The 26,574-nt window shown below is 65.5% G+C and carries 19 protein-coding genes; 11 read left to right on the top strand and 8 right to left on the bottom strand.

All coding sequences use genetic code 11. The features are described 5' to 3' along the window. Positions 1–34: 34 nt before the first annotated feature. Positions 35–967 carry a transaldolase gene (tal, locus tag QOL82_RS02565; RefSeq protein ID WP_283440651.1) on the top strand — a complete coding sequence of 311 codons (933 nt, stop codon included), beginning with the start codon at positions 35–37 and terminating at the stop codon, positions 965–967. An 89-nt stretch (positions 968–1,056) separates the two neighbouring features. Here the strand turns inward: tal and QOL82_RS02560 are convergent, their stop codons facing one another. Both QOL82_RS02560 and alaS read right to left on the bottom strand, forming a co-directional pair. Continuing rightward, positions 1,057–3,693: a PQQ-dependent sugar dehydrogenase gene (locus QOL82_RS02560; protein ID WP_283440650.1), complete on the bottom strand. Its 2,637-nt coding sequence runs from the start codon at positions 3,691–3,693 to the stop codon at positions 1,057–1,059. Positions 3,694–4,431: 738 nt separating this feature from the next. After that, positions 4,432–7,053 (bottom strand): alanine--tRNA ligase, encoded by a 2,622-nt coding sequence (alaS, locus tag QOL82_RS02555; RefSeq protein ID WP_283440649.1) that lies wholly within the window; start codon positions 7,051–7,053, stop codon positions 4,432–4,434. A 224-nt stretch (positions 7,054–7,277) separates the two neighbouring features. Here alaS and QOL82_RS02550 point away from each other — a divergent pair, with 224 nt between their 5' ends. The 7 genes from QOL82_RS02550 to QOL82_RS02520 all read left to right on the top strand — a co-directional run bounded on the left by QOL82_RS02550 (position 7,278) and on the right by QOL82_RS02520 (position 14,579). Then, a complete protein-coding gene (locus tag QOL82_RS02550) occupies positions 7,278–8,351 on the top strand; it encodes a hypothetical protein (protein ID WP_283440648.1) in 1,074 nt (357 codons plus the stop codon). 182 nt (positions 8,352–8,533) lie between these two features. After that, positions 8,534–9,772, top strand: coding sequence for a CaiB/BaiF CoA transferase family protein (locus QOL82_RS02545; protein WP_283440647.1), 1,239 nt, complete (start codon positions 8,534–8,536; stop codon positions 9,770–9,772). Between the two features lie 125 nt (positions 9,773–9,897). Then, complete coding sequence (locus tag QOL82_RS02540; protein ID WP_283440646.1) at positions 9,898–10,278, top strand: DUF2306 domain-containing protein; 381 nt, start codon at positions 9,898–9,900, stop codon at positions 10,276–10,278. A 3-nt stretch (positions 10,279–10,281) separates the two neighbouring features. After that, the gene (locus tag QOL82_RS02535; protein WP_283440645.1) at positions 10,282–11,361 is read left to right on the top strand and encodes a sensor histidine kinase; all 1,080 of its coding nucleotides are present in this window, start codon (positions 10,282–10,284) and stop codon (positions 11,359–11,361) included. Beyond that, positions 11,358–12,161, top strand: coding sequence for a LytR/AlgR family response regulator transcription factor (locus QOL82_RS02530; RefSeq protein WP_283440644.1), 804 nt, complete (start codon positions 11,358–11,360; stop codon positions 12,159–12,161). The genes QOL82_RS02535 and QOL82_RS02530 overlap by 4 nt, the downstream gene beginning before the upstream one ends. Before the next feature lie 61 nt (positions 12,162–12,222). Beyond that, the gene (locus QOL82_RS02525; RefSeq protein WP_283440643.1) at positions 12,223–12,735 is read left to right on the top strand and encodes a DUF1499 domain-containing protein; all 513 of its coding nucleotides are present in this window, start codon (positions 12,223–12,225) and stop codon (positions 12,733–12,735) included. Positions 12,736–12,839: 104 nt separating this feature from the next. After that, positions 12,840–14,579, top strand: a complete 1,740-nt coding sequence (locus tag QOL82_RS02520; protein WP_283440642.1) for a glutamine--tRNA ligase/YqeY domain fusion protein — start codon at positions 12,840–12,842, stop codon at positions 14,577–14,579. 186 nt (positions 14,580–14,765) lie between these two features. Here QOL82_RS02520 and QOL82_RS02515 read toward each other — a convergent pair whose 3' ends face one another. From QOL82_RS02515 to QOL82_RS02505, 3 genes are all read right to left on the bottom strand, one after another. After that, positions 14,766–16,685 carry a hypothetical protein gene (locus QOL82_RS02515; protein WP_283440641.1) on the bottom strand — a complete coding sequence of 640 codons (1,920 nt, stop codon included), beginning with the start codon at positions 16,683–16,685 and terminating at the stop codon, positions 14,766–14,768. Between the two features lie 349 nt (positions 16,686–17,034). Beyond that, a complete protein-coding gene (locus QOL82_RS02510; RefSeq protein WP_283440640.1) occupies positions 17,035–17,601 on the bottom strand; it encodes an NADPH-dependent FMN reductase in 567 nt (188 codons plus the stop codon). A 216-nt stretch (positions 17,602–17,817) separates the two neighbouring features. Then, positions 17,818–18,066: an acyl carrier protein gene (locus QOL82_RS02505; protein WP_283440639.1), complete on the bottom strand. Its 249-nt coding sequence runs from the start codon at positions 18,064–18,066 to the stop codon at positions 17,818–17,820. 266 nt (positions 18,067–18,332) lie between these two features. Here QOL82_RS02505 and QOL82_RS02500 point away from each other — a divergent pair, with 266 nt between their 5' ends. Then, the gene (locus tag QOL82_RS02500) at positions 18,333–20,357 is read left to right on the top strand and encodes an ATP-binding protein (protein ID WP_283440638.1); all 2,025 of its coding nucleotides are present in this window, start codon (positions 18,333–18,335) and stop codon (positions 20,355–20,357) included. Here the strand turns inward: QOL82_RS02500 and QOL82_RS02495 are convergent. The 3 genes from QOL82_RS02495 to QOL82_RS02485 all read right to left on the bottom strand — a co-directional run bounded on the left by QOL82_RS02495 (position 20,343) and on the right by QOL82_RS02485 (position 23,761). Continuing rightward, positions 20,343–21,296 (bottom strand): crotonase/enoyl-CoA hydratase family protein, encoded by a 954-nt coding sequence (locus QOL82_RS02495; RefSeq protein WP_283440637.1) that lies wholly within the window; start codon positions 21,294–21,296, stop codon positions 20,343–20,345. The genes QOL82_RS02500 and QOL82_RS02495 overlap by 15 nt on opposite strands. A 71-nt stretch (positions 21,297–21,367) precedes the next feature. Beyond that, entirely contained in the window at positions 21,368–22,615 is a 1,248-nt protein-coding gene (locus tag QOL82_RS02490) for a beta-ketoacyl-[acyl-carrier-protein] synthase family protein (protein WP_283440636.1), read from the bottom strand. A gap of 210 nt (positions 22,616–22,825) precedes the next feature. Beyond that, positions 22,826–23,761: a helix-turn-helix domain-containing protein gene (locus QOL82_RS02485; RefSeq protein WP_283440635.1), complete on the bottom strand. Its 936-nt coding sequence runs from the start codon at positions 23,759–23,761 to the stop codon at positions 22,826–22,828. A gap of 129 nt (positions 23,762–23,890) precedes the next feature. On the opposite strand from QOL82_RS02485, the gene pobA reads away from it, so the two are divergent. Together pobA and QOL82_RS02475 are read left to right on the top strand one after the other, a co-directional pair. Continuing rightward, positions 23,891–25,072, top strand: a complete 1,182-nt coding sequence (pobA, locus tag QOL82_RS02480; RefSeq protein ID WP_283440634.1) for a 4-hydroxybenzoate 3-monooxygenase — start codon at positions 23,891–23,893, stop codon at positions 25,070–25,072. A 168-nt stretch (positions 25,073–25,240) separates the two neighbouring features. Next, positions 25,241–26,416: an ABC transporter substrate-binding protein gene (locus tag QOL82_RS02475; RefSeq protein WP_283440633.1), complete on the top strand. Its 1,176-nt coding sequence runs from the start codon at positions 25,241–25,243 to the stop codon at positions 26,414–26,416. Positions 26,417–26,574 lie beyond the last annotated feature (158 nt).

Here is a 26,574-nt window from a genome sequence, read left to right as displayed (position 1 = left end):
CGCCGGGCACACTTCAACTTGCGGACCCCACACCATGAACCAGCTAGAACAGCTCAAGCAGCACACCACCATCGTCGCCGACACCGGCGACTTCCAGGCGATCGAAGCCTATTCGCCGCAGGACGCCACCACCAACCCGTCGCTGATCCTGAAAGCCGTGCAGAAGGACGAGTACCGTCCGCTGCTGGAGCAGTCGGCGCGCGATTTCAAGTCGCATGGCGCGGCGCACATCATCGACCAGCTGCTGGTGGCGTTCGGCCGGCGCATCCTGGATATCATCCCGGGCCGGGTGTCGACCGAAGTCGACGCCCGTCTCTCTTTCGACACCGAGGCCACGGTCGCCAAGGGACGCGAGCTGATCGCGCTGTATGAAGCCGCCGGCGTCGACCGCGAGCGGGTGCTGATCAAGATCGCATCGACCTGGGAAGGCATACGCGCGGCCGAAGCGCTGCAGAAGGACGGCATCCGCTGCAACATGACGCTGCTGTTCGCGCTGCCGCAGGCGGTGGCCTGCGCCGATGCCGGCGCCCAGCTGATCTCGCCCTTCGTCGGCCGCATCTACGACTGGCACAAGAAGGCCAGCGGCAAGGAATACCACGGCGCCGACGACCCGGGCGTGCAATCGGTCCAGCGCATCTACAACTATTACCGCAAGTTCGGCCACGCCACCGAAGTGATGGGCGCGAGCTTCCGCAATACGTCGCAGATCGTCGAGCTTGCCGGCTGCGACCTGCTGACCATCAGCCCCGAACTGCTGCAGAAGCTGGCCGACGGCACCGCGCCGGTGACCCGCAAGCTGAGCCCCGAAGGCGCCCGCGACAGCGACCTGCAGAAACTGGACCTGGACGAAAAGACCTTCCGCTTCATGCTCAATGAAGATGCGATGGCCACCGAAAAGCTGGCCGAAGGCATACGCCAGTTCTGCGCCGACGCGGTGAAGCTGGAAGGCATGATCGCGGCGCTGTAACAGCAATCCCCTGCTCCCTGCCCCGCGCACGGCAGCCCGGTCGCATGTCCCGGGCAGGCAGCCCCGCCGGGGCTGCCCAGCCTAGGCTGCTACCTGACTATCACCATGTAGACGCTCGTCGGCGCATTCCATGGCCCCAGCGTCACCGTGCCCGCGTCGAAGCGCTTGCGGAACACGCTGAATGTCTGGATGACATTGTTGCTCTCGCGGGTCGTGATGTCGGTCGACGTATCGGCCCAGCTGTCGTCCACCCATGCCGGCACGCCCGTCCTGTTGTCCAGGCCGATATAGATATCGGCCGCCGCGTTGAGCGTGAAACTGGCCAATGGCGCGCCGGTGTAGAACTTGGAGTCATTGGCGGTCCGTATCCACTGGGCGCCGACCAGGTTGCCGGGGATGGACGCAAAGGTATAGGCGCGGTCGCCATAGGCCTGGTTATTCACCTGCAGGTCGCTGCGCACCGACCAGTCGGCTGCATTGGCGTTATCGGCCACCTGCAGGTTGGCAATGCCCACCGGCTGCGCCGCACCGCAGCCGGTCACGCGAGCGCCGGCCCAGTCTGCATGGTCGAAGTCCTTGCCATCGCCGCCATCGTTGACGATCAGCCGCATCTGCTGCCTGCCGGCCACGCCGACGCTGACCCGCCTTCGCGCGTCGGCGCCGCGCACGAGACCGCTGTCGTAGGCTTTCACGCCGTCGAGATAGACCTGGAACACGACGCTGCCGAGGTTGCCGGATTCATCGTCGACCCCCACGTCCGAGATGAAGCTGCCGGAGCAGGCTCCCGCCAGGTTATAGATCACTTCCGACGGCGCATGCACGCCCAGTCCGCGCGGGTAGGCAATGGTGTCCAGGGTGATGGTCCTGCCGTCGCTGGCGCCCGTCTCGCCGTTGCTCCGGTTATTTTCGATCGGTCCCCAGCCGTTGGCCACTGTCCCCACCGGCGTGAAATCGGTGATCTGCTTCTTCATGAAGACGTCACGGGACGCGGTGGCGCTGACGCCCATCGAGTCGGTTGCCGTGAGCCGGATGCGGATCCAGCTGTTGGCCTCGCCCGCCTCGAACGGCGTTGCGACAAAAGAGCCGCCGGCGCCGTTGGGCGGGGCGAGGAAATCGTGGGCATGGGCATCGTGCTGGAAGTCCACGTCCCAGGCCAGCGAGACCGGCGGCAGGTTGCCGTCTTCCGGGTCGATGCCGGCGCCGGAATACGCGATGGGTTCACCGGGGCTGAAGCTGCCGCCGACGGCAGGCGCATCGATGCGCGCCACCGGCGGACGGTTGGTCGTCACGCTCAGCAGGACGCTGCGCGAATCGAGGCTGCGATCGGCGCTGGAGACCCGCACGCGAAATGTTGCGCCGCTATCCGCCAGCGTCACCGGTGGCGTGGTGTAGCTCGGCGCGGTGGCCCCGCCGATCGCGACGCCGTTGCGGAACCACTGGTACGACGTGACGCCGGTGGCGCTCACGCTGAAGGTGGCCGCGGTGCCGACCAGCACGGTCTGCGGCTGCGGCTCGGCCACGATGGCCGGCGACTGGCTGGTGCTGAAGCCGATCTTCCCCAGCGTCCCTGCGCCGGGCGCCGGCGTGCCGGTGCCCTGGTTGCGTGCGACGTAGTACAGCTCGCCGGCCGGCGTCACGGTCAGCGCAATCGGGTTGCCGATCGCGCTGGCAAACTCTTCCGACGTGGCCGGGGAGGCAGGGTCGATGGAACGGATCTGACCGGTGCAGAAATCGGCAAAGAAATAGCGGCCGGCGAACCTGGCCGGGAACTGCGCCGAGGCGGGGTTATAAAACGCACCGCCAGTCAGCGAGCATGCGCCGCCGACATGCTGGTACGCATGCACCGGATTGACGAAGCGGCTGTCCGACACATTGCCTTCGGCCGCCGGCCAGCCATAGTTCGCGCCGCGCTGGTTGCGATTGACTTCTTCCCAGCTGTTCTGGCCCACATCGTTGATGAAAATGAGGCCTGAGCCCGGCTGGGCCGCGATCGAATACGGATTGCGCAGGCCGAGCGCCCAGACGGGCTGGTAGGCGCCGGCGTTGCTGTAGAACGGATTGTCCGATGGCACCGTGCCGTCGGCATTGATGCGCAGGATCTTGCCGAAGGCGCTTTCCAGGCGCTGCGAGGTCGAGCTGGCGAAAGGCTGCGGACTGTCCTCGTGGTTGCCCACCGCGATGTACAACTTGCCGTCGCTGCCGAACGCCAGCCCGCCGCCCATGTGGAAATTCGTCCCGGCCGGCACGTTGGGCAGGTCGATGATGACTCTCTCGCTGCCGGCGACGACGCGGTCGTTCGCCTCGGTCACGCGCAGCACGCGGTTGTTGGACCCGCTGGCGCTGCGCACCGTGCAATAAAAATACAGGAAGTGATTGCTGCTGAAACCGGGGTCGGCCACGACGCCAAGACAGCCGTGTTCGGCCACCGAGTCGACGTTGGCCACCTGGTAGAAGATGGGCGACAGGACGGCGTCATTTTTGGCGATGAGGACCTGGCCATTCTGCTGCACGATCAGCAGGCGGTTGTCCGGCAGCGCAGCCATCGCCGTGGGACTGGTCAGCCCGCGGTACAGCTGCCGGTCCGTGAAGCCCGTCGGCACGTTGGCGGCCAGCAGGCTGGTCGCTGCGCACAGGAGCAGGCAAAGCAGCGCAAACTGCTTCCACCAGGCGGGGGCGCGGCTTGGAGGCGTAAATGACGGCGTGCTGGTAACAAGGGCGGTGGCCATGGAAATTCCTCCACAGGAGAGAGCGGCACACGGAAGTAGCGCGGATAGCGTGGACGGTCGGTCGGTCCCGCTCCGTACTGGCTGAATGGCAGTAAACCTGGGCAGGCCAGCCTGCGCCTGCAGGGCATTGCCGTATCGGACAAGCAGAAGACGTCGAAACGTGGCTTCGAAGGGAAGTCGCAAGGACGGCCCTTCCCGCATTGCGGGGCAGGAAGCCATCAAGCCGCAAGTATCCACCTTGCGTCTTACCCCCCATCTTGAGATAGATTAAATCAGGCTGAGGGAAAGGCGCCCTTTCCGCATGCGCCATGGGCGCAGCGGATCGGCCGATGGTTGCCGGCTGTCGGCTTGAATGAGGATGCGCGGCAATGCGGCCTGGACTTGGCCGGCAGGGAATCCGCAGATCCGCAGGCTGCAGCGAGAAAATCGTGTTGCAGCACCGCCGCCGAAATCAGCAACCCGCCAGGACGTGAGGGGTGGATGGCCGATGGCATAATGCCAACCCCGGTTCAGAAAGCGCCCAGAAACACCGTAGGGTGTAATACGCGAAGCGCATTACACCCTACGAGGCACGGTGACGAACCGGAACCATCGATCTGATCCGGTATGCCATGACTTCGGATAGGTATAAGGGCCTGGTCTAGTAATGGTTTAGCAATGCAATGGGCAACGGTGCGGTCCGGTGCGATGCGCTGCCGCCGATTACACCCTGCCCATATGCCCGCCAGCGCCGGCCGCTCAGGCCCGTCCGCGCACCCAGTCCGCCACGCCGTCCAGCGCGCGCGGCAGGCCGCTCGGGTCGGTGCCGCCGGCCTGGGCCATGTCCGGCCGTCCGCCGCCCTTGCCGCCGACCTGCTGGGCGACGAAGTTCACCAGTTCGCCCGCCTTGACGCGCGAGGTGGCGTCCGCCGTGACGCCGGCGATCAGCGTGACCTTGCCGTCGTTGACCGCCGCCAGCACGATGGCCGCCGACTTCAGCTTGTCCTTGAGCTTGTCCATCGTGCTGCGCAGCGACGCCACGTCGGCGCCGTCCAGCGTTGCCGCCAGCACCTTCAGCCCGTTGATGTCGACCGCCTGGCCGACCAGTTCGTCGCCCTTGCTGGCCGCCGCCTTCGCCTTCATCGCGTTCAGTTCGCGTTCGAGCTGGCGCACCTGGTCCTGCACCTGCTGGATGCGCGCGCCGATTTCGTCCGGCTGCGCCTTCAGCGCCGCTGCCGCTTCATTGACCTGCGTGCTCAGCTTCTGCACCAGCGCCAGCGCGTTTTCGCCGGTCACCGCTTCGACCCGGCGGATGCCCGACGCGACGCCGCCTTCGGAGACGATCTTGAACAGGCCGATGTCGCCGGTGCGGGTCACGTGGGTGCCGCCGCACAGCTCGCGCGACGAACCGATGCCCAGCACCCGCACCTCGTCGCCATATTTCTCGCCGAACAGCGCCATCGCGCCGTGGCTGATCGCCTCGTCGTAGGCCATGTGCTGCGCCTCGGTCGGATGGTTTTCCAGGATCTCGTGGTTGACGATGGCCTCGACCCGGCGGATCTCGTCCTGCGTCAGCGGCGCATTGTGGCTGAAGTCGAAGCGCGTCTTGTCGGCGTCGACCAGTGAACCCTTCTGCGATACGTGGCCGCCCAAGACGGTGCGCAGGGCCGCGTGCATCAGGTGCGTGGCAGAGTGGTTGCGCATGGTCTGCGCGCGGTGGCGGGCATCGACGCGGGCATTGAGCACGTCGCCGACCGCCAGCGTGCCGGACTCCAGCACGCCGTGATGGCCATGCACGTCAGGCTGCAGCTTGCGGGTGTCCTGCACGCGGAACTCGCCGGCTTCCGACTCCAGCGTGCCGATGTCGCCGGCCTGGCCGCCCGACTCCGCATAGAACGGCGTGCTGTCCAGCACCACGATGGCTTCCTGCCCGGCTTCCACCTTCTCGACCGGCGCGCCGTCGACATACAGCGCCAGCACTTCGCCTTCCAGTTGCAGCGCGTCGTAGCCGACGAAGCGGGTCTTGGGACCGCTGTATTCGACCGAGGTCGCCATCTCGAACCTGCCGGCCGCGCGCGCGGTCGACTTCTGGTGCGACATCGCGGCCTCGAATCCGGCCTCGTCCAGCGTCACGTCGCGTTCGCGGCAGATGTCGGCAGTCAGGTCCAGCGGGAAGCCGTAGGTGTCGTACAGCGTGAAGGCGGTCTTGCCGTCGAGGTAGGCCGGGTCCTTCGCCAATGCGGCTTCCAGGATCTTCATGCCGTTTTCCAGCGTCTCGCCGAAGCGCTCCTCTTCCAGCTTCAGCGCCTGCTCGACGCGTGCAGCCGCCTCCTTCAGTTCAGGGTAGGCCGCGCCCATCTCCTGCACCAGGTCCGGCACCAGCCGGTGGAAGAATGGCTTGGTCTGGCCCAGCTTGTGCCCGTGCCGCAGCGCGCGGCGGATGATGCGGCGCAGCACGTAGCCGCGGCCTTCGCTGGCCGGGATCACGCCGTCGACGATCAGGAACGAGCAGGCGCGGATATGGTCGGCGATCACGCGCAGCGAGTTGTTGGCGAGGTCCGTGGTGTTGGTCTCGCGCGCGGCGGCGGCGATCAGGCGGGAGAACAGGTCGATCTCGTAGTTGCTGTGCACATGCTGCAGCACCGCGGCCAGCCGCTCCAGGCCCATGCCGGTGTCGACGCAGGGCTTGGGCAGCGGCGTCAGCGTGGCCACGCCGTTGGCGTCGATCTGGCGGTCGAACTGCATGAACACGTTGTTCCAGATCTCGATATAGCGGTCGCCGTCCTGCTCCGGGCTGCCCGGCGGGCCGCCCCAGACGTCCGGGCCGTGGTCATAGAAAATCTCGGAGCACGGGCCGCACGGGCCGGTGTCGGCCATCTGCCAAAAGTTGTCGGACGCATACGGTGCGCCCTTGTTGTCGCCGATGCGCACCACGCGCTCGGCCGGCAGGCCGATCACGTTGACCCAGATGTCGAACGCCTCGTCATCGGTCTCGTACACGGTGGCCCACAGCTTTTCCGGCGGCAGCTGGTAGACCGTGGTCAGCAGTTCCCAGGCCCAGACCAGCGCGTCGCGCTTGAAGTAGTCGCCGAAGGACCAGTTGCCCAGCATTTCGAAGAAGGTGTGATGGCGCGCGGTGTAACCGACGTTTTCCAGGTCGTTGTGCTTGCCGCCGGCGCGCAGGCAGCGCTGCACCGAGGCGGCGCGCACGTAATTGCGCTTGTCGGTGCCCAGGAACACGTCCTTGAACTGCACCATGCCGGAATTGGTAAACAGCAGTGTCGGGTCGTTGCCGGGAACCAGGCTGGACGAACGGACGACCGTGTGGCCTTTGGTTTCAAAAAACTTGAGAAATTTATCGCGAATGTCGGACGAGTTCATGGTCGGGGCAGTGTCGTGGTGGCGGCGTAATGCAAACGGTCGATTATACGGGATAAGGCAGGCCGGGAATTTCGCCTGCCGGACCAGCACTGCTGCACGAAACCCTGGCGCCGCCCGGCCCGACAGATTAATGCCTTGCAGCAGATTCCTGCAACCGCCTACTCAGAACCGTGCGGACGCGGCGCATTGCCTGCCGCATTACCAATTCGACATGGAGCGTGGACATGAGATCAAGGACATATGCAATCGCGGCGGCATGCACGATGCTGGCTGCGGCATGCGGCGGCAATGACAACCGCCAGGCGGGCGCCGGGCCTGACACCCCCACCCCGGCGCCCGCGCCTGCGCCGGCGACCCCCTTGCTGCTGGGAAGCGAAATGGTGTACCGGATCGGCGCCGGCGACGCCTACGAGTTTTTCACGCTGCAACAAGGCCAGCCAACGACCGACGGATACACGGCTTTTTCGGTCACGTTCGCAGACGAGAACGGCGTAAGCCCGCCTCCGGTCGACTATATGCTGACGAAAAACGGCTGGGTGCTCGGCGAGGGTGCCGGCGCACTCAGGCTGGACGACAATGGCGCCACGCTGTCGGCACGGGAGAGCGACGGCGGGAGTGTGAGCTGGGCCCGATACCGGGAAGTGGATGTGTCCGGGCAGCTTGTGACGAGTTACCTGAGCGACTATTTCACCTACCGGCCCAAGGACCTGGCGCTGCTGGACAATGCGATTTTCCCGGCCGGAAGCAGGCTTGCGTACACGACCGACAACAAGCCGAAAAATGACCAGTACGATGTGTCCAGCCCGGTGTCGCCCTATCAGCTTTCCAGCACGCTGCTGCCCTCATCCATCGCCGACCTGCTGGAGCGCGCCACAACGGCCGACCCGGTCTGCGTTGGCAGGAACAAGCATTCCGCCCTGACATTCACCGGCTCCGCTGCCCAGGGTTCCGGCACGGTCACCGCGTACGAGGCAGACGAAAAAACCAGCGTTCCCTGCGCCATCACCGGCCCGGTCCGGGCGAGCGGCAACTGGCAGCTGCGCTCTGTGAACGGCGCAAACATCCTGGTGCTGACCATTCCCGGCCTCGACGACGGCGATCTCGAACCGGCGCTCAGCGGCTACAGCATTGTCGACGCTGACGCCCTGACGACATTCAACGAGATCGACGGCAAGGTCGTCCAGGGTTACTTCCTGCCCGCGGTGACCGCCCTGCCGCCGGATAGTGAAATGCATGCCAGCTATTTCCTCAATCCGACCGCATGGAATTTCGTCAAGGCGCGGCTGCCGATCAAGTGAGCGGGCCGGGTTAGGTAAGGCAGACAAACGGCGCCGGAGATCCAAGCGCCGTCCTGCCCGATCCTGCCGCGCGATCAGTGCTGCAAGCGCACGCGCCGGCGATATACCGTCTCCATACTGCATCTTTCCCTCCCTTGCCCTACACTCCTGTCCACCCACAAAACTTGCAGGAGACCGGCAACATGACCCCACCTTCCCCCAAGACATCGCTCGGCCACATCCGCGTGCTCGACCTGACCCGCGTGCTGGCCGGCCCGTGGTGTGCGCAGAACCTGGCCGACCTCGGCGCCGACGTGATCAAGGTCGAGCGGCCGGGCGCCGGCGACGACACCCGCTCGTGGGGGCCGCCCTACCTCCGGGACCAGGACGGCAATGACACGACCGAGGCGGCCTATTACCTCGCCGCCAACCGCGGCAAGCGCTCGATCACCCTCGACATTTCGTCGCCCGAAGGCCAGCAGATCGTGCGCGACCTGGTTTTGCATTGCGATGTCGTGCTGGAGAATTACAAGGTCGGGCAGCTGAAGAAGTACGGCCTCGACTACGAATCGCTGCGCGCGATCCGGCCCGACCTGGTGTTCTGCTCGGTCACCGGCTTCGGCCAGGACGGCCCGTATGCGCACCGGCCCGGCTACGACTTCATCATCCAGGGCATGGGCGGCTTCATGTCCATCACCGGCGAGCGGGACGACCTGCCGGGCGGCGGCCCGCAGAAGGCGGGCATCGCGATTTCCGACCTGATGACGGGCATGTACGCGAGCATCGCGGTGCTGGCAGCGCTGACCCACCGCGACCGCACCGGCGAAGGCCAGTACATCGACATGGCGCTGCTCGACGTGCAGGTGGCGATGATGGCCAACATGGCGACCAATTTCCTGTCGAGCGGCAATGCGCCGGTGCGCTGGGGCAATGCGCATCCGAACATCGTGCCCTACCAGACCTTCGCGACGGCGGACGGCCACATCATTGTGGCGGTGGGCAACGACGGCCAGTATCGCAAGTTCGTCAACGCCGGCGGCCGGCCCGACCTGGCCGACGACCCGCGCTTCGCGACCAACCCGGAACGGGTGCGCAACCGCGACCTGCTGGTGCCGCTGCTGGCGCACATGGTCAAGGCCAGGACCAAGCAGGAATGGATAGACCAGCTCGAACAGGCCGGCGTGCCGTGCGGCCCGATCAACCGGCTCGATGAAGTGTTCGACAATCCGCAGGTGCAGGCGCGCGGCATGAAGCTCGCGCTGCCGCATCCGGCGGCCGGGCAGGTAAACCTGGTGCGCAGCCCGATGCGGATGTCGGCGACGCCCCCGCGGCACGACATGCCGCCGCCGATGCTGGGCCAGCATACCGACGAAGTGCTGGCGGAGCTGCTGGGACAGGACGCGCAGCAGATCGCGGCGCTGCGCGCAAAAGGCGTGGTCTGATGTTCGCCTCGTCGCCGCCGGCGGCAACTGGCGGCATGCCGCCGGCATTTCGTCGCATGCCGCTGGGCCGGCGCGCGGACGCTCGGGAAAATGGGTTCCTCGATACCCTTTTCCGGAGAGCGATCATGATTTTCACCCCAGTCATCCTGATACACATGGCCACCGCCATTGCGTCGGTGGCGGTAGGCGGCGCGATGTTTCTGATGAAAAAAGGCACCGTGCAGCACAGGCTGAGCGGCCGCCTCTGGGTGGTGCTGATGGCCGTCACCGCGCTGGTGTCCTTCGCGATCCAGAGCCGCGGCCACTTCAGCTGGATACACCTGCTGTCCCTGGTCGTGCTGTTCATGCTGGTGCGCGCCGTGCTGGCGGTGCGCAGGCGCAACATCCGCCTGCACCAGCGCCTGGTGATCGGCACCTATACCGGCCTGCTGATCGCCGGCATGTTCGCGCTGGCCCCGTGGCGCCGACTGGGCCACCTGGTCTGGCATGCGGCCAGCCTGGCGTAGGCAATGAATACCGCGAGTCCCGCCATTACGAATGCCCGGCCCGGCCGCGGCCGGCGCATGCTGGTCCGGCTGGCCATCGTCACCGGCTTCAATGTCCTCTGCGCGCTGACCATTACCTACCTGGTCAAGATGGGCGGCTCATTCACCGAAAACCTGGTGTTTTCGTTCTGCATCGGCACGCTGGCCTGGCTGTTCATCGACGGCGGCCGCATGCTGATCTGGGGCGAGAACAAGCCGGCCGGCCTGCCCTTCCTGCTGCTGACCATGCTGGCGCTGCCGCTGGCGCAGATGGGCGGCAGCGCGCTGGCGGCCTGGCTGCTGGGCATGCCGGCGCACCCGGTGCTGGCGACCGACTCCAGCCATGCGGCAGCCATCCTGCTGTTCTCGGTGCTGGCGGGGCTGAGCGCAACCTGGTTTTTCTGGAACCGCGGCAAGCTTGCCTTCCTGCAGGCCGAAGCCGAAGCCGAAAAGGCGCGCGTCGCCGGCATCGAGCGGCAGGCGATGCAGGCGCAGCTGCAGATGCTGCAGGCGCAGATCGAGCCGCACATGCTGTTCAACACCCTGGCCAACCTGCAGGGCCTGATCGCGACCGACCCGCCGCGCGCGCAGCTGCTGCTCGAACAGCTGATCGCCTACCTGCGCGCGACGCTGAAGAGTTCGCGCGCGGCATCCACCACGCTGGCCGAGGAATTCAGCCTGATGGAAGCCTACCTCGGGCTGATGGCGATCCGCATGGGCGAACGCCTGGCCTACCGGCTGGACCTGCCGGCGCCGCTGGCCGGCGTGCAGGTCGCGCCGATGCTGCTGCAGCCCCTGGTGGAAAACGCGATACGGCACGGGCTGGAGCCCAAGATCGAAGGCGGCCGCATCGACGTCAGCGCCGCCCGGGAAGGCGCTACACTGGTGCTGACCGTCCGCGACACCGGCCTTGGCCTGGATGCGCCCGCCAGCCACGGCACCGGCCTCGGGCTGGAAAATATCCGGGAGCGGCTGCAGGCGCTGTATGGCCCTGCCGCCGGCCTCAGCCTGGCAGCCGGCGCGCCGTGCGGCGCCGTCGCCACCCTTACCGTGCCATTGCCATGAACGATACCGCCCCACGCGCGCTGATTGCCGAAGACGAACCGGTGCTTGCCCAGGCCCTGGCGCAGGCGCTGGCACGGCTGTGGCCGGCGCTGCAGGTCGTCGCCAGCGTGACCAACGGCGTCGCCGCGGTCGAGCATACGCTGGCGCTGCAGCCGGACGTGCTGTTCCTCGACATCCGCATGCCGGGCCGCAGCGGCCTGGAAGCGGCCGAACTGCTGGCCGAGGACTGGCCGGACGGCCAGCCCTTCCCGCTGGTGGTGTTCGTGACGGCCTATGACGACTATGCGCTGCAGGCGTTCGACCAGTCCGCAGCCGACTACGTGCTGAAACCGGTGTCGGACGCGCGGCTTGCCAAAACGGTGGCGCGGCTGCAGGCCAGGCTGGCGCAGCCGGCGGCGCGCGGCGATGCGCTGGAACAGGTGCTGAACCAGCTGCGCGCCGTCGCACCGGCGGCGCCGGCGGCCGGCAGCGCCCCGCGCCTGACCGTAATACGCGCGGCGGTCGGCAACCAGATCCGGCTGATCCGCGTCAGCGACGTGATCTATTTCGAGGCCACCGACAAGTATGTCAACGTGGTGAGCGCGGACAGCGAGTCGCTGATCCGGATGAGCCTGCGCGAACTGCACGACCAGCTCGACCCGGCCCAGTTCTGGCAGGTCCACCGCGGCACGGTGGTCGCCATCGACCATGTCAGCGCCGCGGTGCGCGACGAAAGCGGCCGGCTCCGGCTGACGCTGCGCGGCAGGAGCGAGACCCTGCCGGTCAGCCGCGTCTTTGCGCACCTGTTCAAGCAAATGTAGCAATGGCCGCCCCGGCGCAGCCTGCTATGATCGGCGGCTCGATCCCCGCGCTGGAGTACGCATGCTGAAAACACTGGGCGTCATCGCCGCCGTCATCGTCGTCGGCCTGCCGGCCGCCGCACTGGTCGCCGGACAAATGAACATGCTGTCCGGCCGCCGCCCGCAAGACCTCGGCGCCCGCGACGGCCTGCTGAAACCGCCGGTCGCCGCGTCCTGGAACTCGGTGTCCAGCCAGGCGGCGCGCCACCCGCATACCGACTACCACGAGATCGCGCCGCTGCGCTACCAGGGCGACGGCCATGCGGCCCTTGCGCGCCTGGCGGCCATCGTCGCGGCGATGCCCGGCGCCGCGATCGTCACTTCGACGCCTGGCTACCTGTATGCCGAATTCCAGACGCCGCTGCTGAAATTCGTCGACGATGTCGAATTCCTGCTGGACGAGCCGGCCAGCGTCATCCAGATGCGCTCGGCTTCGCGCCTCGGGCGCAAGGACTTCGGTGCCAACCGCAAGCGGCTCGAGGCGGTGCGACAGCGCTTTGAGTCCCCGACCCAGGCCCGGCCGGCCGTCCGCTGAGCCGGTCATGCCGGCAGCAGGGCCGGCCCGGTGCGATGAACACAGCACAGGCGCTACGGTAAAATGCCGGCACCCACCATTGCACGTCTACCCCGCATAATGCCATGAGCAACGATCCAAAGAATACCGCCGCCGCGCCGACCTCCAACTTCCTGCGAGCGATCATCGACAACGATGCAGCCACCGGCCACTATGCCGGCCGCGAGGATGCGCACGGCAAGCCGCTGCCGGCCGTCGTCACCCGCTTCCCGCCCGAACCCAACGGCTACCTGCACATCGGCCATGCAAAATCCATCTGCCTGAACTTCGGCCTGGCGCGGGACTATGCCGGGCGCTGCCACCTGCGCTTCGATGACACCAACCCGGCCAAGGAAGACCAGGAATACGTCGACACCATCATCGACAGCGTGCGCTGGCTCGGTTTCGACTGGACGCAGGACGGTAGCGAACACCTGTACTACGCCAGCGACTATTTCCCGCTGCTCTACCAGATGGCCGAATACCTGATCACTGCCGGCCATGCGTATGTCGACAGCCAGAGCGCCGAGGACATGGCCGCCAGCCGCGGCAGCTTCAGCGAGCCGGGACGCGACTCGCCGTTCCGCAACCGCCCTGCCGACGAATCGCTGGACCTGTTCCGCCGGATGAAGGCGGGCGAGTTCGCGGACGGCGAGCATATCCTCCGGGCGAAGATCGACATGGCTTCGCCCAACATGAATATGCGCGACCCGGCCATCTACCGGATACGCCATGCGCATCACCACCGTACCGGCGACGCCTGGTGCATCTACCCGATGTACGACTACACCCATCCGATTTCGGATGCGCTGGAAAACATCACGCATTCGCTGTGCACGCTGGAGTTCCAGGACCACCGGCCGTTCTACGACTGGGTGCTGGAACGCCTGGCCGAGGGCGGCTTCCTGAAGCGGCCGCTGCCGCACCAGTATGAATTTGCCCGCCTGAACCTGACCTATGCAATCACCAGCAAGCGCAAGCTGCTGCAGCTGGTCGAGGAAAAGATCGTCGATGGCTGGGACGACCCGCGGATGCCAACCATCGTCGGCATCCGCCGGCGCGGTTATACGCCGGAGTCGGTGCAGCTGTTCTGCGAACGGATCGGCGTGGCCAAGGCGGACAGCTGGATCGACATGAGCATCCTGGAAGGCGCGCTGCGCGACGACCTCGACCCGAAGGCGCCGCGGGCCGCGGCGGTGTTGAACCCGCTGAAGCTGGTGATCGACAACTTCCCGGAAAACGACACCGTCGAATGCAGCGCGCCGGTGCATCCGCACGACCCTTCGCGCGGCGTGCGCACTTTCCCGATCAGCAAGACGCTGTGGATCGAGGAAGAGGACTTCATGGAAGTGCCGAGCAAGGGCTATTTCCGGCTCTTCCCCGGCAACAAGGTCAGGCTGCGCTATGGCTACGTGGTGGAATGCACCGGCTGCGACAAGGACGAGAATGGCAAGGTCATCGCGGTTCACTGCAATTACTTCGCCGACAGCAAGAGCGGCACCGAAGGCTCGGCTAATTACAAGGTCAAGGGCAACATCCACTGGGTCAGCGCGGCCCATGCGCTGCAGGCGGAGATACGGCTGTACGACAGGCTGTTCTCCGACCCGCATCCGGATGCCGGCGGGCGCGACTTCAAGCTCGCGCTGAACCCGGCCGCCAAGACCGTGATCAACGCCTACCTGGAGCCCGGCATGGCCTCGACCCTGCCGGACCAGCGCTTCCAGTTCGAGCGGCACGGCTACTTCGTCGCCGACCGCGTCGATTCCCAGCCTGGCAAGCCGGTGTTCAACCGGATCGCCACGCTCAAGGACAGCTGGGCGAAATAAGCGCGCGGCGCCCGGCAGTACATGTAGCTAGAGCATGTTCGCCCTGACCGGATTGGGCGAGGCAGAGGCGGACTGCCCGCGGAACGAGGCATGCAGACGAGTCGTACCGGGGTACGGCGCGGGGGCGCAACGCAGTGCGGCGGGCAATCCAGCCGGCATCGACAAGCAAGTCAGAGCGAATATGCGCTAGTGTGCGGCCTTGCTGTCGTGCTCCTGGCGCCATGTACGCTCCGCATCGATGGCGAAGATCAGCAGCGTCAGCAGTTCCGGGAAAGCGCTCGCCGCTTTCGTTTCAGCCTCTCCCCGCGATTCGGCGAGCAGGATGTCGCGCACCGCGATGAATGCGCGCCGCTCCCTGACCTGGGGCCGCAGGGTCTTGATTACCTTGTCGAGGGAGGACTGTTCCTTGCCCTGCTCCAGGTCGACCTTGTGGCAATAGGACATCAGGCGCCCTACCGACTTGCTCATCTCCGGCGTCAGCACGTCTTTCAGCTGCGCTTCGGCCGCTTCCCATTTCCGGTAATTGGCGCTGTCGGTCGTCGCCTTCACCAAATCCGCCTTCAATGTCCTGGCAGCCTCGCCAGCCGCGCTTATCGCCTGCTGGGCGGCCGCATCAGGCGATCTGCTTTCCATCGATTTGACCCGGCGCTTTTTCCGAACCGTTTTCTCGCGCTGTTGCGTCGGGGTCTCGCCGTCGCTCTTCTGCCTGAGATCGACTGCAGCAGCCAGGTCCGCCAGGCGCTTCCGGTCTGACGGGATTCTGGGCGATTTCGCATCGCCTCTGCTGGGGCCCCTGTTGCTGCCGAAAGTGCTGGCGGTGCTGCTGGCGCTCAATCCGGAACTTGACAGAAGCGCGTCCCGCGGCGTGCGGGGCGAACTGGAAGAAACGTCGCGCAGACTGGTTTCTTCGCGATTTCCGGCGTCGGCTTGCTGCCTGTCCTTCATTTCGTGGAGGGCTGCGTTCATGTTCAACGCGAATCCGGTAGGCCTGCCATAGGTTCTGTTCGGGCGGTCGGCGGGAGCGGACGCAGCCAGGCCCGGCCCCTGGGTGCCGACGGGATCTACCGGTGGTTTTCCCTCCGGCACCGGCGGCGGCGCACTGGTGGGCGGCGGCGTCCTGGCCTCGCTCCCATTTTTCCGCGGCGGCGAATCTTTCGGCGGTGTGGAGGTTGGCGAAGTGCTTGCCGTCGTTGTCGAGGCTGTTGTCGAAGCCGTCGAACTGCTTGCCGGCGAAGGAGAAAATACCGGCATGGACCGTTGGGCAGCATCCTTGTCGCGTGTTCGCGGCGAGATCGTCGCATAGATATTCGTCGCGGTACGCGCTCTCAATGCAAACGCTATCTGCGCAACGTCGCTTTTCACGCTGTCATCCAGCCGGAATGCGGTCTGCGTCTTGCCGTGGGCGGTGACGCACAGGCTGATGAGCCACTGGGCTTCCGGCCCGACATAGCCGCCGAGCGCCTCGCGGTTTGCAACCAGCTTCATCCGCGCAGCCCAGATCGCACTGACTTCTTCCTCGCTTAGCTGCTGCCCGATCGCGTATGCCTGGTCGCGGATCGAATCGGTGTTGATCTCGCCGTTTTCGCTTTCGGTGAACTTCGACAGTACCCCGCAGGCCGTTGCCAGCGCCGCCCGCTGCTCGTCTTCCTTCTTCTGGAATTCGCCGCTTGGATCATGCGGCACCACTATCTGCAGCACCAGCTTTTCGTTGGCGAGCCAGCACTTCACATAGCTGTTGGCGCCGGCCAGCCGATCCTGCTCGGCTTTCATCAAATACTCCAGCGGACCAAGCATCTTGCCGACGGACAGCCGGACCGGGTCTGACGTCAGCAGCAACTCGATCGCCTTTGCAGCCTTGACCGCATTTTCCGTGCCCGTCAGGCTTTCCTGCATCTTCGCCAGATAATAAGACCATGCCTTGCGGCTGTCCGCATCGAGCTTCTGTGCTTCATTCTTTCTTATCTTGATGACCGGCGCGGTATAGGCGCCTTCCAGCTTCACGCCTGTTTCATCGGGATACTGGGAGAGAAACTGGTACAGGGCTGCTGCGCTGTTGGGTGGATCGAATGCCAGACTTCTGGATTTCACTACATTTTTATCACTCACAAAATTCCCCATCTATGACAACGGGCAACTAGGTGCCACCTCTGCCGACATGGTTCATCAGGTGAACATTGCTACGGCTACCGACCTTCGGCCCACAACAGGCGGGCCAATGCGCCGGGCGGTTGTCATGAGGCGACGTGAATTCAGGCACATCGGCGATCAGTTGACGCATGCCGCGGCCAGGCCACGGCGGTGTCGCAGCGGGACAGATGCAACGATTGCCGCGCTGCCGGCGGCTGGGAATCCGCGCGGAGCAGCTGACGGCCTGCTATCGGGAAAAGTCGGATGCGCCGGCGATATCGAACGCCCTGGCTTGGACGCCCATTCTCCGGCGGCACGATGAGAACGTCTACCTTGCAGTCGATGCCAGACGTTGCACCCAGGCGGCGTAGGCATTGACGAAGGTCTGCAGAAACTTGCGGGCGGACTCGTCCTGCAGCTTGCCATCTTCGCCGAACCACTTGCCGGCATTGCCCAGGTAGGCTTCCGGCTGCTGCAGCGGATGCACATCGAGGAAGGTCAGCATCTGGCGCAGATGATGGTTGGCGCCGAAGCCGCCTATTGCGCCGGGCGACACTGTGACAACGCCGCCGGGCTTGCCCTGCCATGCGCTTTGTCCATACGGACGCGAGCCGATGTCGATCGCGTTCTTCAACGCTGCCGGCACGGAACGGTTGTACTCGGGCGACACGAACAGCACGCCGTCCGCCGCCTTGATGCGCTGCCGGAACGCGATCCACTCGGCCGGCGGCGCCTCGTCGAGGTCCTGGTTGTACATCGACAGCTGGCCGATCTCGACCTGGCTTAATTTAATCGATGCCGGCGCCAGGTCTGCCAGCGCAAACGCGGTCTTCCGGTTCAACGAGTCCTTGCGCAAACTGCCTACCAGCACCGCGATATCCAGTACTTTCTCCATGGCTGCATCCTTCCGATTGGTTGTCAAAAATGAGGTCGCGCAGCATTAACTTGCACGATTGGTGCAGACAGTAGCACAGCGGCAAATAGACGTTTTGCGTCGCCCGGAACACGCGTCCGCCAACGCGACAAAGTCTGCGGCGGCACAAACTTCTCGTTTCGCACCGGGGCTGGCACGCGTTGCGGCAGTCTTACAATGCCGGGCGCTGGCAGTGCGTCATTCCGGCGCCTGCTCCCTCAGGATGGCGTTCGTGATCTGCTCGAGGGAAGGATTTGGCGGCAGCAGCAGCGACTCGAAACGGAAGCCGAACGCGTCTTCCATGTCGAGCATGATGTCAACCAGGTGCAGCGAATCGATGCCGATGTCGCTCAGCCGCGATGCCGCTGTGACCTGTTCGATATCGATTGCGAAGCGCCGGTGGAGCGAGGACAGAAGCTGCTTCAGGATCTGGTCGTTGGATGACATGGCGGCTTCCGGTTTGGTGTGCGCGTGCGCCTGGTCCTGTCTGCCCAGGAAGGACACTGCGAAGGCTGCCATGGTAGGGATGGAAGCAGTCACACTCCCCAATAATTAGGGAAAGCTTAAAAGAACACGCCCCGGTCATGCCTGGCCAGGCCGACATCGCGACGCGTTCGGATCCGACGCAAAAAAATGGCGCATTGATTCATCAAACATCACCAACGCCGACGACCCCGATGCAGGCCTTGCGCACGAATGCTGGAAACATGTCCATGACGAAAAAGTTGATGTTGTCGGAGAACGTGCGTGCGCAGGCGTCCCTGCGGGCCAGGCTGGGCATGCCGGTTTGTCTGGGCATGCTCTGCAGCCTGTGGTACTGGGGTCCGGTCTCGCCGCAGATACGCCCCTGGCACATCGCCCTGGCCTTCGGCTTCCATGTCGCCTACAACGCGGCGGTGCTGCTGGCCGTGCGGCCCGCGTCCCGCGTGAAGCCGGCGCTCGTCGCCAGGACGACCGCCGTGATGGACCCGCTGCTGCTGTCGCTGGGACTGGGCCTGCTGGGAGAGTCCGGCCAGCTGTTCACCTGCTTCTACCTGTTCACCATCCTCGGTTTCGGCTTCCGTATCGGCGCCAGGACGATGGCGCTTTGCCAGGCTGCGGCGATCGCCGGCTTTATTGCCGTGGCGCTGGTCTCACCGGCATGGCGGCCGCACCCGATAGCCGCCTTGTCCGTGCTGCTGTTCCTTGCGGTCGTGCCGCTGTATGCGAAACCGCTGATCATCGGCCTGCAACAGGCCTGCGCGCATGCGGAGTCGGAGAGTCGCGCCAAGACGCAGCTGCTGGCTAACGTAAGCCATGAACTGCGCACGCCGCTGACCGGCATCGTTTCCTGCGCCCAGCTGATAGGCGAGGAGAACGCGGACCCGCACGTGCGCAGGCGCAGCGACACGATACTCACGCTGTCGCGGGAACTCATGGGCCAGATCAACCACTTGCTGGACTCGGCCAAATATGGCGCCGGCGCACTGCAGCTCGACCGCGCGCCTTTCCGCATCGCCGATCTTGCCGAGCAGCTGCGCCGGACGCTGGCCGCAACCGCGCTGACCAAGGGCGTGGTGCTGCATGTCAGCACCGATGAACGAATCGCCGCCAGCCTGCTGGGCGACGCATTCCACCTGGCCCGGGTATTGCTGAACCTGGGCGGCAATGCGCTTAAATTCACCGAACACGGCGAAGTGCTGATCCGGTTCTCCTTGCTCGAGCAGACGCCTGCCGCATGCCGCGTCCGGTTCAGCTGCCGCGACACGGGAATCGGCATCGCGCCCGAACTGCATCAGAAGATTTTCGAGCCGTTCTACCAGGCTTCGGCAGGCACTACGCGCAAGTACGGCGGCACCGGGCTCGGCCTGGGCATCGTCCGGGGCATACTGGGCGCGATGGGCAGCCGCCTGGCGGTGCACAGCGCCTGCGGCCAGGGCAGCCTGTTCGAATTCGACCTGTGGCTGGACCGGGCGCCGCCGCCCGCCGCGTTCGCAATGCCGGAGACGGCCCGCAACAAGCGCATTCTGGTCGCGGACGACAATGCGACCAACCTCGTGCTGACCAGGGAGCTGCTGGAGCGGGACGGCCACCAGGTCGTGACCGCGGCAGGCGGCCGCGAGGCGATACGCCTGCTCGGCACGATGCAGTTCGACCTTGCGATACTGGACTACAACCTGGGCGACATGGACGGCGCGTCGGTGCTGCAGATCTACCGCTTCGGTACGCTCGACCCGGCGCCGACCTATCTGCTGACAGCGGACAGCGCAGCCGCAACCGCGCGCCGGCTGATGGACGCCGGCGCCGCGGGCGTGCTGCACAAGCCGATCGACCTTTCCACGCTGCGGCAGGCGATCAACCACGTATTTTCGGCGGGACAGGCGCCGTGCCAGGACGGCGCGCCCGTCCTGTACATCGACCCGGATGCGATGGCCGAACTTCGCGAACTGGGCGGCGACAGCCTTTTTTTCGAACAGCTGCTGGCGACGGCGGCAACGGATATCAAGGCGCTCTGCGACATCCTGTGTTCAGCCGTCCGGCGACAGGACCTGGACGCAACGCACGAGAAGGCGCATGCATTGAAGGGCATCACTGTCAGCGTCGGCGCCGTCCGGCTCTCCGTGGTTGCGACCCGCCTGATGCATATTGCGCAGGCCGACCTGCAGCGGGAAGGCGCTGCGCTGGCCGACGAGATCGGCGCGACGGCGGCGCACAGCATCCATTCGCTGCGCAGCCTGATGCTGTCAGCCGACGGCTGACAGCATCTCGACAGCCTGGCCGGCCTCCACTGCCGGCTCCCTGCGGGCGTACTGCATGCTGATCAGCATGTCCATGACCCGCAGCTCGTCGGGCGACAGCCTGAGCGCGAGGTCGACCCAGTTTTCCACGACCTGCCGCAGCTCCGCCATGTCGAGCGGCGATGTTCTTTCCAGCGCGCGGCGCACGCTGAGGCGGGCGGCGCGCCGGCTCGCGTGGCGGGCAATGTAGCGTCCGACCGTCGCCACTCCCGCGCCGCGGCCGCAGACTTCATCGACCAGGCCCATTGCGTGCAATTCGTAGGCCGAGTACACCTTCCCGGACGTCATCAGCCTTTGCGCCTGGTGCACCGGCATCCGGCGCGACAGCAGGCTCATTGCACCGGTGCAGGGAAACAGCCCGAACATGATTTCCGGAAAGCCGAAGGTGCTGTGCTCTTCCGCGACCAGGTAGTCGGCCGCCAGCGCCGCTTCGAAGCCGCCGCCCATTGCACGGCCCTGGACCAGCGAGATCGTGCTCAGGTCGGGGTTCGAACATGCGCAGCCCTCGGCAATCATATCGATGCAGAGGCGCGCATAGCCCAGCAGCGATTCACGGTCGCGGTTGCGTATGCAGGCGCGGAACAGGCGCAGGTCGCCGCCGAGGCTGAAATAATCCGGGTGGCCGGAACGCAGCACCGCATAGGCGACCGGCTCGACCGCGCCATCGTAATGCCAGCGGGAGGCGCCGGCCTGCAGCCGCCGGCGCACATCGCGCAGTTCGTGCAGCAGCGGCAGCGAGAAGTTGTGGACGGGCTGCGCGACGTTCCGCTTCATCGTGACCCACAGGGTATTGGCGGCGCTGGCGATGCCCTTGTCGAGCGCCACGTCGACATGGCTGTAGCCGGCATGCCTGCAGTCGGCATGGTTCGGAAGCGAAAACGACATATCCGGTGCGCCCATGTTGATAGCTCCCAGTTTGGTGATGCACAGGTGGCGGCTGTCGATTCCGGCCCATCGCCGGCCCTGCCCCGTCAGCCGGTAAATTTCGATACGATCAGCGCCACATTGGTCCCGCCGAAGCCGCACGAGAGCGACATCGCCGCATGCACTTCCTGGTCCTTCAGCGACTTTCCGACGATATGGTTCATCATGCAGGCCGGGTCCGGCTCAGCCAGGCCGGCGGTCGCCGGCAGCATCCGGTGCCGGACCGCGGTCACGGCCACCAGGCATTCGATGGCGCTTGCCGCGCCCAGCAAATGGCCGTGTAGCCCCTTGGTCGAACTTACCGGCACGGATGCGCTTCCGCTGCCGAAGACCGAACGGATGGCGCTGGCCTCGACCGGGTCGCCGCCGCGGGTGGCAGTGCCGTGCGCATTGAGGTATTGCAGCTGGGATGGCTCGAGCCCGGCGTCGGCCAGGGCCATGCGCATCGCCCTGGCCTGGCCGGCGGCGCTCGGCATGGCCACATGGTGCGCATCGGCCGCGACTCCGTAGCCGGACAGGTAGGCAAGGCAGGCGGCGCCCCGCGCCTGCGCATGACGTTCCGATTCCAGCACCAGGAAGGCCGCGCCCTCCGCCAGCACCAGCCCGGTGCGCCGGAGGTCGAACGGACGACAGGAACTGGCGATATCCGCGCTATCCGCGCGGGCCAGCGCGCGTGCGCCTTCGAAGCCGAAAAACAGTGCGGCCGTCAATGGCGCCTCGGCGCCGCCGGCCACGGCGATATCGAGGTAGCCATCGCGTATCGCACGCGCCGCCTCGCCGATTGCCGCGCCCGACGCGGTGCAGGCGCTGCCGTGCGTATGGACCGGGCCGCCGATGCCATGCCGGATCGAGATTTGCGCGGCGCCGCCGTTCTGCATGATGGCCATAGGCGCATAGGGACTGCCAGCCTGCTTCTGCCCGCACAGGAGCTGCCGGTAGCTCGTCTGGGCGGTCGCGCTGCCGCCATTCACGTTGCCGTAGTACAGGCCGGCGCGGCTGCCGAAGCGTTCCATCCGGTCCAGTCCCGCATCGTTGAGCGCATCGCGCGCTGCCAGCAGCGCGAGCTGCTGGCAGCGGTCGAGATAGACGCGTTCCAGCGCGGGAAATTCACTGGCCGGATCGCCGTGCACGACGCCCGCCGGATAGGCGCGGCTGAGCGGAGGCGCCTGGAATTGCCGTATGCCCGAACGGCTGTCCAGCAAGGCTTCCGCAAGGGCGGCGATGCTCGCGCCTATCGGCGACAGGATGCCCATTCCGGTGATGACGACCGCCTGCCTTGTGTCCATTGCGTCCATCGTGGCTCCATTTCAGTTCGCGACGCGCCGTGCAAGCTGCGGCGACTGCATGGATGCTGGACATCCCGCGGCCGCTGGTCAACCGCGTAGTCGGGCGTGGGCGATTGAAAGACAGTCCCTATCCGAGCGGACAGAATTCGATATGGAATCGACAAGCTCTGTTGTAGAGGCTCCACAGTAGCGACGCCACGGCGCCCTGTCGGCCGCGGCTCACTGTCCCGGGCCGGATGCGCTGAACGTGGCCAGCGCCCGCGCCCGGAAGGCGCTGGGGGACATGCCGACGCGCTGCTTGAAGAAGCGGGTGAAATAGGCCGGATCGGTGAAGCCGAGCGCATAGGACACCGCGCTGACCGGCCTGGCCGAGTAAGCCAGGCTGCGCCGCGCCTCCAGCAGCAGGCGTTCATGGATCAATTCGAGCGCCGACTGCCGGGCCGACTGCCGGCACAGCGCATTAAGGTGCGCGGGCGAGATGCCGAGGCGCGCGGCATACCAGGAAACCGCGTGCCGGGTGCTGTACTCGTCTTCGACCAGCTGCGAGAACCGGTCGAAGTGGCCCGGCCCGCGGGCGGCGCGCCGGGCTGGCAGCGGCTGCAGCGCGGACGGTGCCATCTGGCGCGCCAGCCAGGCAAGCATGCCGGCAAGCAGCGCCTCGAGCAGCAGTTCGCGGTGCGGCGCATCCTGCCGGTACTCCCGGTCTATCGTCGAAAAATGCATCCGCAGCGCATCGCCCTCCTCGCCGGACGGCAGCGTATGCAGGTAGGGCTTGCGCAGCCGCAGCAGCATTTCCCCGGCAGCGCCGCCGACCCGGGCCAGCAGCGGATACGCCAGGGTCAGCACATGGCCCTGCGTGTGCGGGGCGAAGTTGAAACCGTGGATGCACATCTGCGGCACCAGCAGGATCTGCCCCGCCTGCATGTCCAGCGCATCGTCGTCGGCGCGGATGCGGGCCTGTCCGGCTTTCAGGTAGAGCAGCTGGAACAGTCCATGGTGCTGGTGCGGCCGGATCTGCCAATTGTGCAATGTGCTGCGGGCCGCGATGGTCTCGCAATGCATCATGTCCGGCGTCGGCCACGGCGCGTGTTCGCCATAGAGCTTGAATACCGGGATGGAAGCGAGGGAAGGCGGCGGCGCTGTCGGGCTGGGCATGGAGTTCCACGAATCCACGAAATGTGCAAATTTTAACTGCAAATGTCCATTCCGCATCCGGCGCCGCCGGAGGATCATCGGGCTGCGGACGGCAGGCATGGCCGGCCCGCACACCGCGAGGAGACCACAATGAAAACCCAGGTTGCCATTATCGGCGCCGGACCGTCCGGGCTGTTGCTCGGACAACTGCTGCACCGCCAGGGCATCGACACCGTCATCATCGAAGCAAGGTCGCCCGACTACGTGCTCGGCCGCATCCGCGCCGGCGTGCTGGAGCAGGGAACGGTCGAACTGCTGCGCGAGGCCGGCGTTTCCGCGCGCATGGACCGGGAAGGCCAGATCCATGAAGGCGTCGCATTTTCCTTTGCTGGCCGCCAGGAAAGAATCGACCTGAAAGCGCTGAGCGGCGGAAAGACCGTCATGGTCTACGGCCAGACCGAAGTCACCCGCGACCTGATGGAAGCCCGGGCCAGCAGCGGCGGCCTGTCGGTTTATGAAGCGCAGGACGTCGCCGTGCACGATTTTTATTCGGACAGGCCGCGCGTGTCCTACGTCAAGGACGGCGAGACCGTCATGCTCGAATGCGATTACATCGCCGGCTGCGACGGCTTCCACGGCGTGTCCCGCAAGTCGGTGCCGGCCGACGCGATCAAGGTGTTCGAACGGGTTTATCCATTCGGCTGGCTCGGCATCCTGTCACGAACGCCGCCGGTCGCGCACGAGCTGATCTACGCCAACCACGAGCGCGGTTTTGCGCTGTGCAGCATGCGCTCCGACCAGTTGAGCCGCTATTACATACAATGCGGCCTCGATGAAAAGATCGAGGACTGGTCCGACGAACGCTTCTGGGACGAACTCAGGGCGCGCCTGCCGGCCGACACCGCGGCGGCGCTGCACACCGGCCCGTCGATCGAAAAGAGCATCGCCCCGCTGCGCAGTTTCGTGGCCGAACCGATGCAGTTCGGCCGCATGTTCCTGGTGGGCGACGCAGCGCACATCGTGCCGCCGACCGGGGCCAAGGGCCTCAACCTGGCCGCCAGCGATGTCTATACGCTGTATCACATCCTGCGCAAGACGCTGCTGCAGGGACGCACCGACCTGGTCGGTAAATATTCCGAGATCTGCCTGCGGCGCATCTGGAAAGCCGAGCGCTTTTCCTGGTGGATGACGTCGGTGCTGCACAAGTTTTCCGACGACGGCTTCAGCCAGCGCATACAGCTGGCCGAACTGGAGTACTACACCGGCTCGGTCGCCGGGCGCACGACCATCGCCGAAAACTATGTCGGACTTCCGTACGAAGCGATCGAATGACGCTGCGCCGCTGGCTGGCGGCGAGCGGAAACGTCCAGTCGCAGCCTTCGAAAGTGTTCGTTAAACGAACGAAAGCTTGATTAACGAACTGCAAGAATTAAACCCTTTCCGCTATGCTATCGCTGGACAAGCAAGTAAATTAAAAACATCTATCCTCAGGAGACAATAATGAAATTCCGCACCCTGCTCCGCGCGGCGGCGATCATAGGCGCATTCGGCCTCGCCGCCCCGGGCGCGCAAGCGCAGGAGACCATCAAGATAGGGGTGATCGCCGCATTTTCCGGACCGTTCGCCGATTACGGCAAGCAGATGGAAGGCGGCATGAAAGCCTATATGAAACAGCACGGCGACACGGTCGCTGGCAAGAAGATCGAACTGATCCTCAAGGACACCACCGGTCCGTCGCCCGAAATCGCCAAGCGCCTGGCGCAGGAGCTGGTTACCCGCGACAAGGTCGACCTGCTCGCCGGCTTCGGGCTGACGCCGGAAGCGCTGGCCGTTGCGCCGATCGCGGAGCAGGCCAAGAAGCCGATGATCATCATGAACGCGGCCACGTCCATCATCACCACCAAGTCCGACTACATCGCGCGGGTCTCGATGACACTGCCGCAGGTGTCGGCGCCGATGGCGAGCTGGGCGATCAAGAACAACATCAAGCGCGTCGTCACGCTGGTCGCCGACTATGGCCCGGGCATCGATGCCGAAACCGCGTTCAAGAACACGCTGGCCGCCGGCGGCGGCCAGATCGTCGAATCGATCCGCGTCCCGCTGCGCAACCCGGAATTCGCGCCATTCATCCAGCGCATCAAGGACGCCAAGCCTGAAGCGGTGTTCGTGTTCGTGCCGGCCGGCGAACAGGGCGTGGCGTTCATGAAAGGCTACCGCGAGCGCGGACTGGCCGAGGCCGGCATCAAGGTGATCGCGACCGGCGACCTGACCGACGACCACGTGCTGCCCGCGATGGGCGATGCGACGCTGGGCGTCATCACCTCCTTCCATTATTCGGCCGCCCACAATTCCCCGGAAAACAAGGCATTCCTGAAGAATTTTGCCGATGCAAACCCGGGCGCCGGCCGTCCCAACTTCATGGCCGTTGCCGCCTATGACGGCATGAGCGCAATCTACGATGTCGCCAACAAGCTGGGCGGCAAGATCGATGGCGAAAAGGCGATGGCGGTGCTGAAGGGCATGAAGATCAACAGCCCGCGCGGCCCGATCACGATCGACCCGCAAACCCGCGACGTGGTGCAGACCGTGTATATCCGCAAGGTGGAAAAGGTCAACGGCGAACTGTATAACGTCGAATTCGACAAGTTCGACAATATGAAAGACCCGGGCAAATAATTCCGGCACGCCTCGTGACACGCCGCCTCGCGCGGCGTTTTTTTTGTCCTGAACAGTTGACGCCACGGCCCTGCATGGAACCAATGCCTGGGGCTGCCGACTCACGGGTAAAGGTCCGGCTCCCATCGGCCAATTCATCCGGGCCTCCGCAAGCCTCC

Source organism: Noviherbaspirillum suwonense, assembly GCF_900182955.1.
In the GTDB taxonomy this organism is placed as follows: Bacteria; Pseudomonadota; Gammaproteobacteria; order Burkholderiales; family Burkholderiaceae_D; genus Noviherbaspirillum_A; species Noviherbaspirillum_A suwonense.
This window is presented reverse-complemented; position numbering and strand designations above follow the sequence as displayed.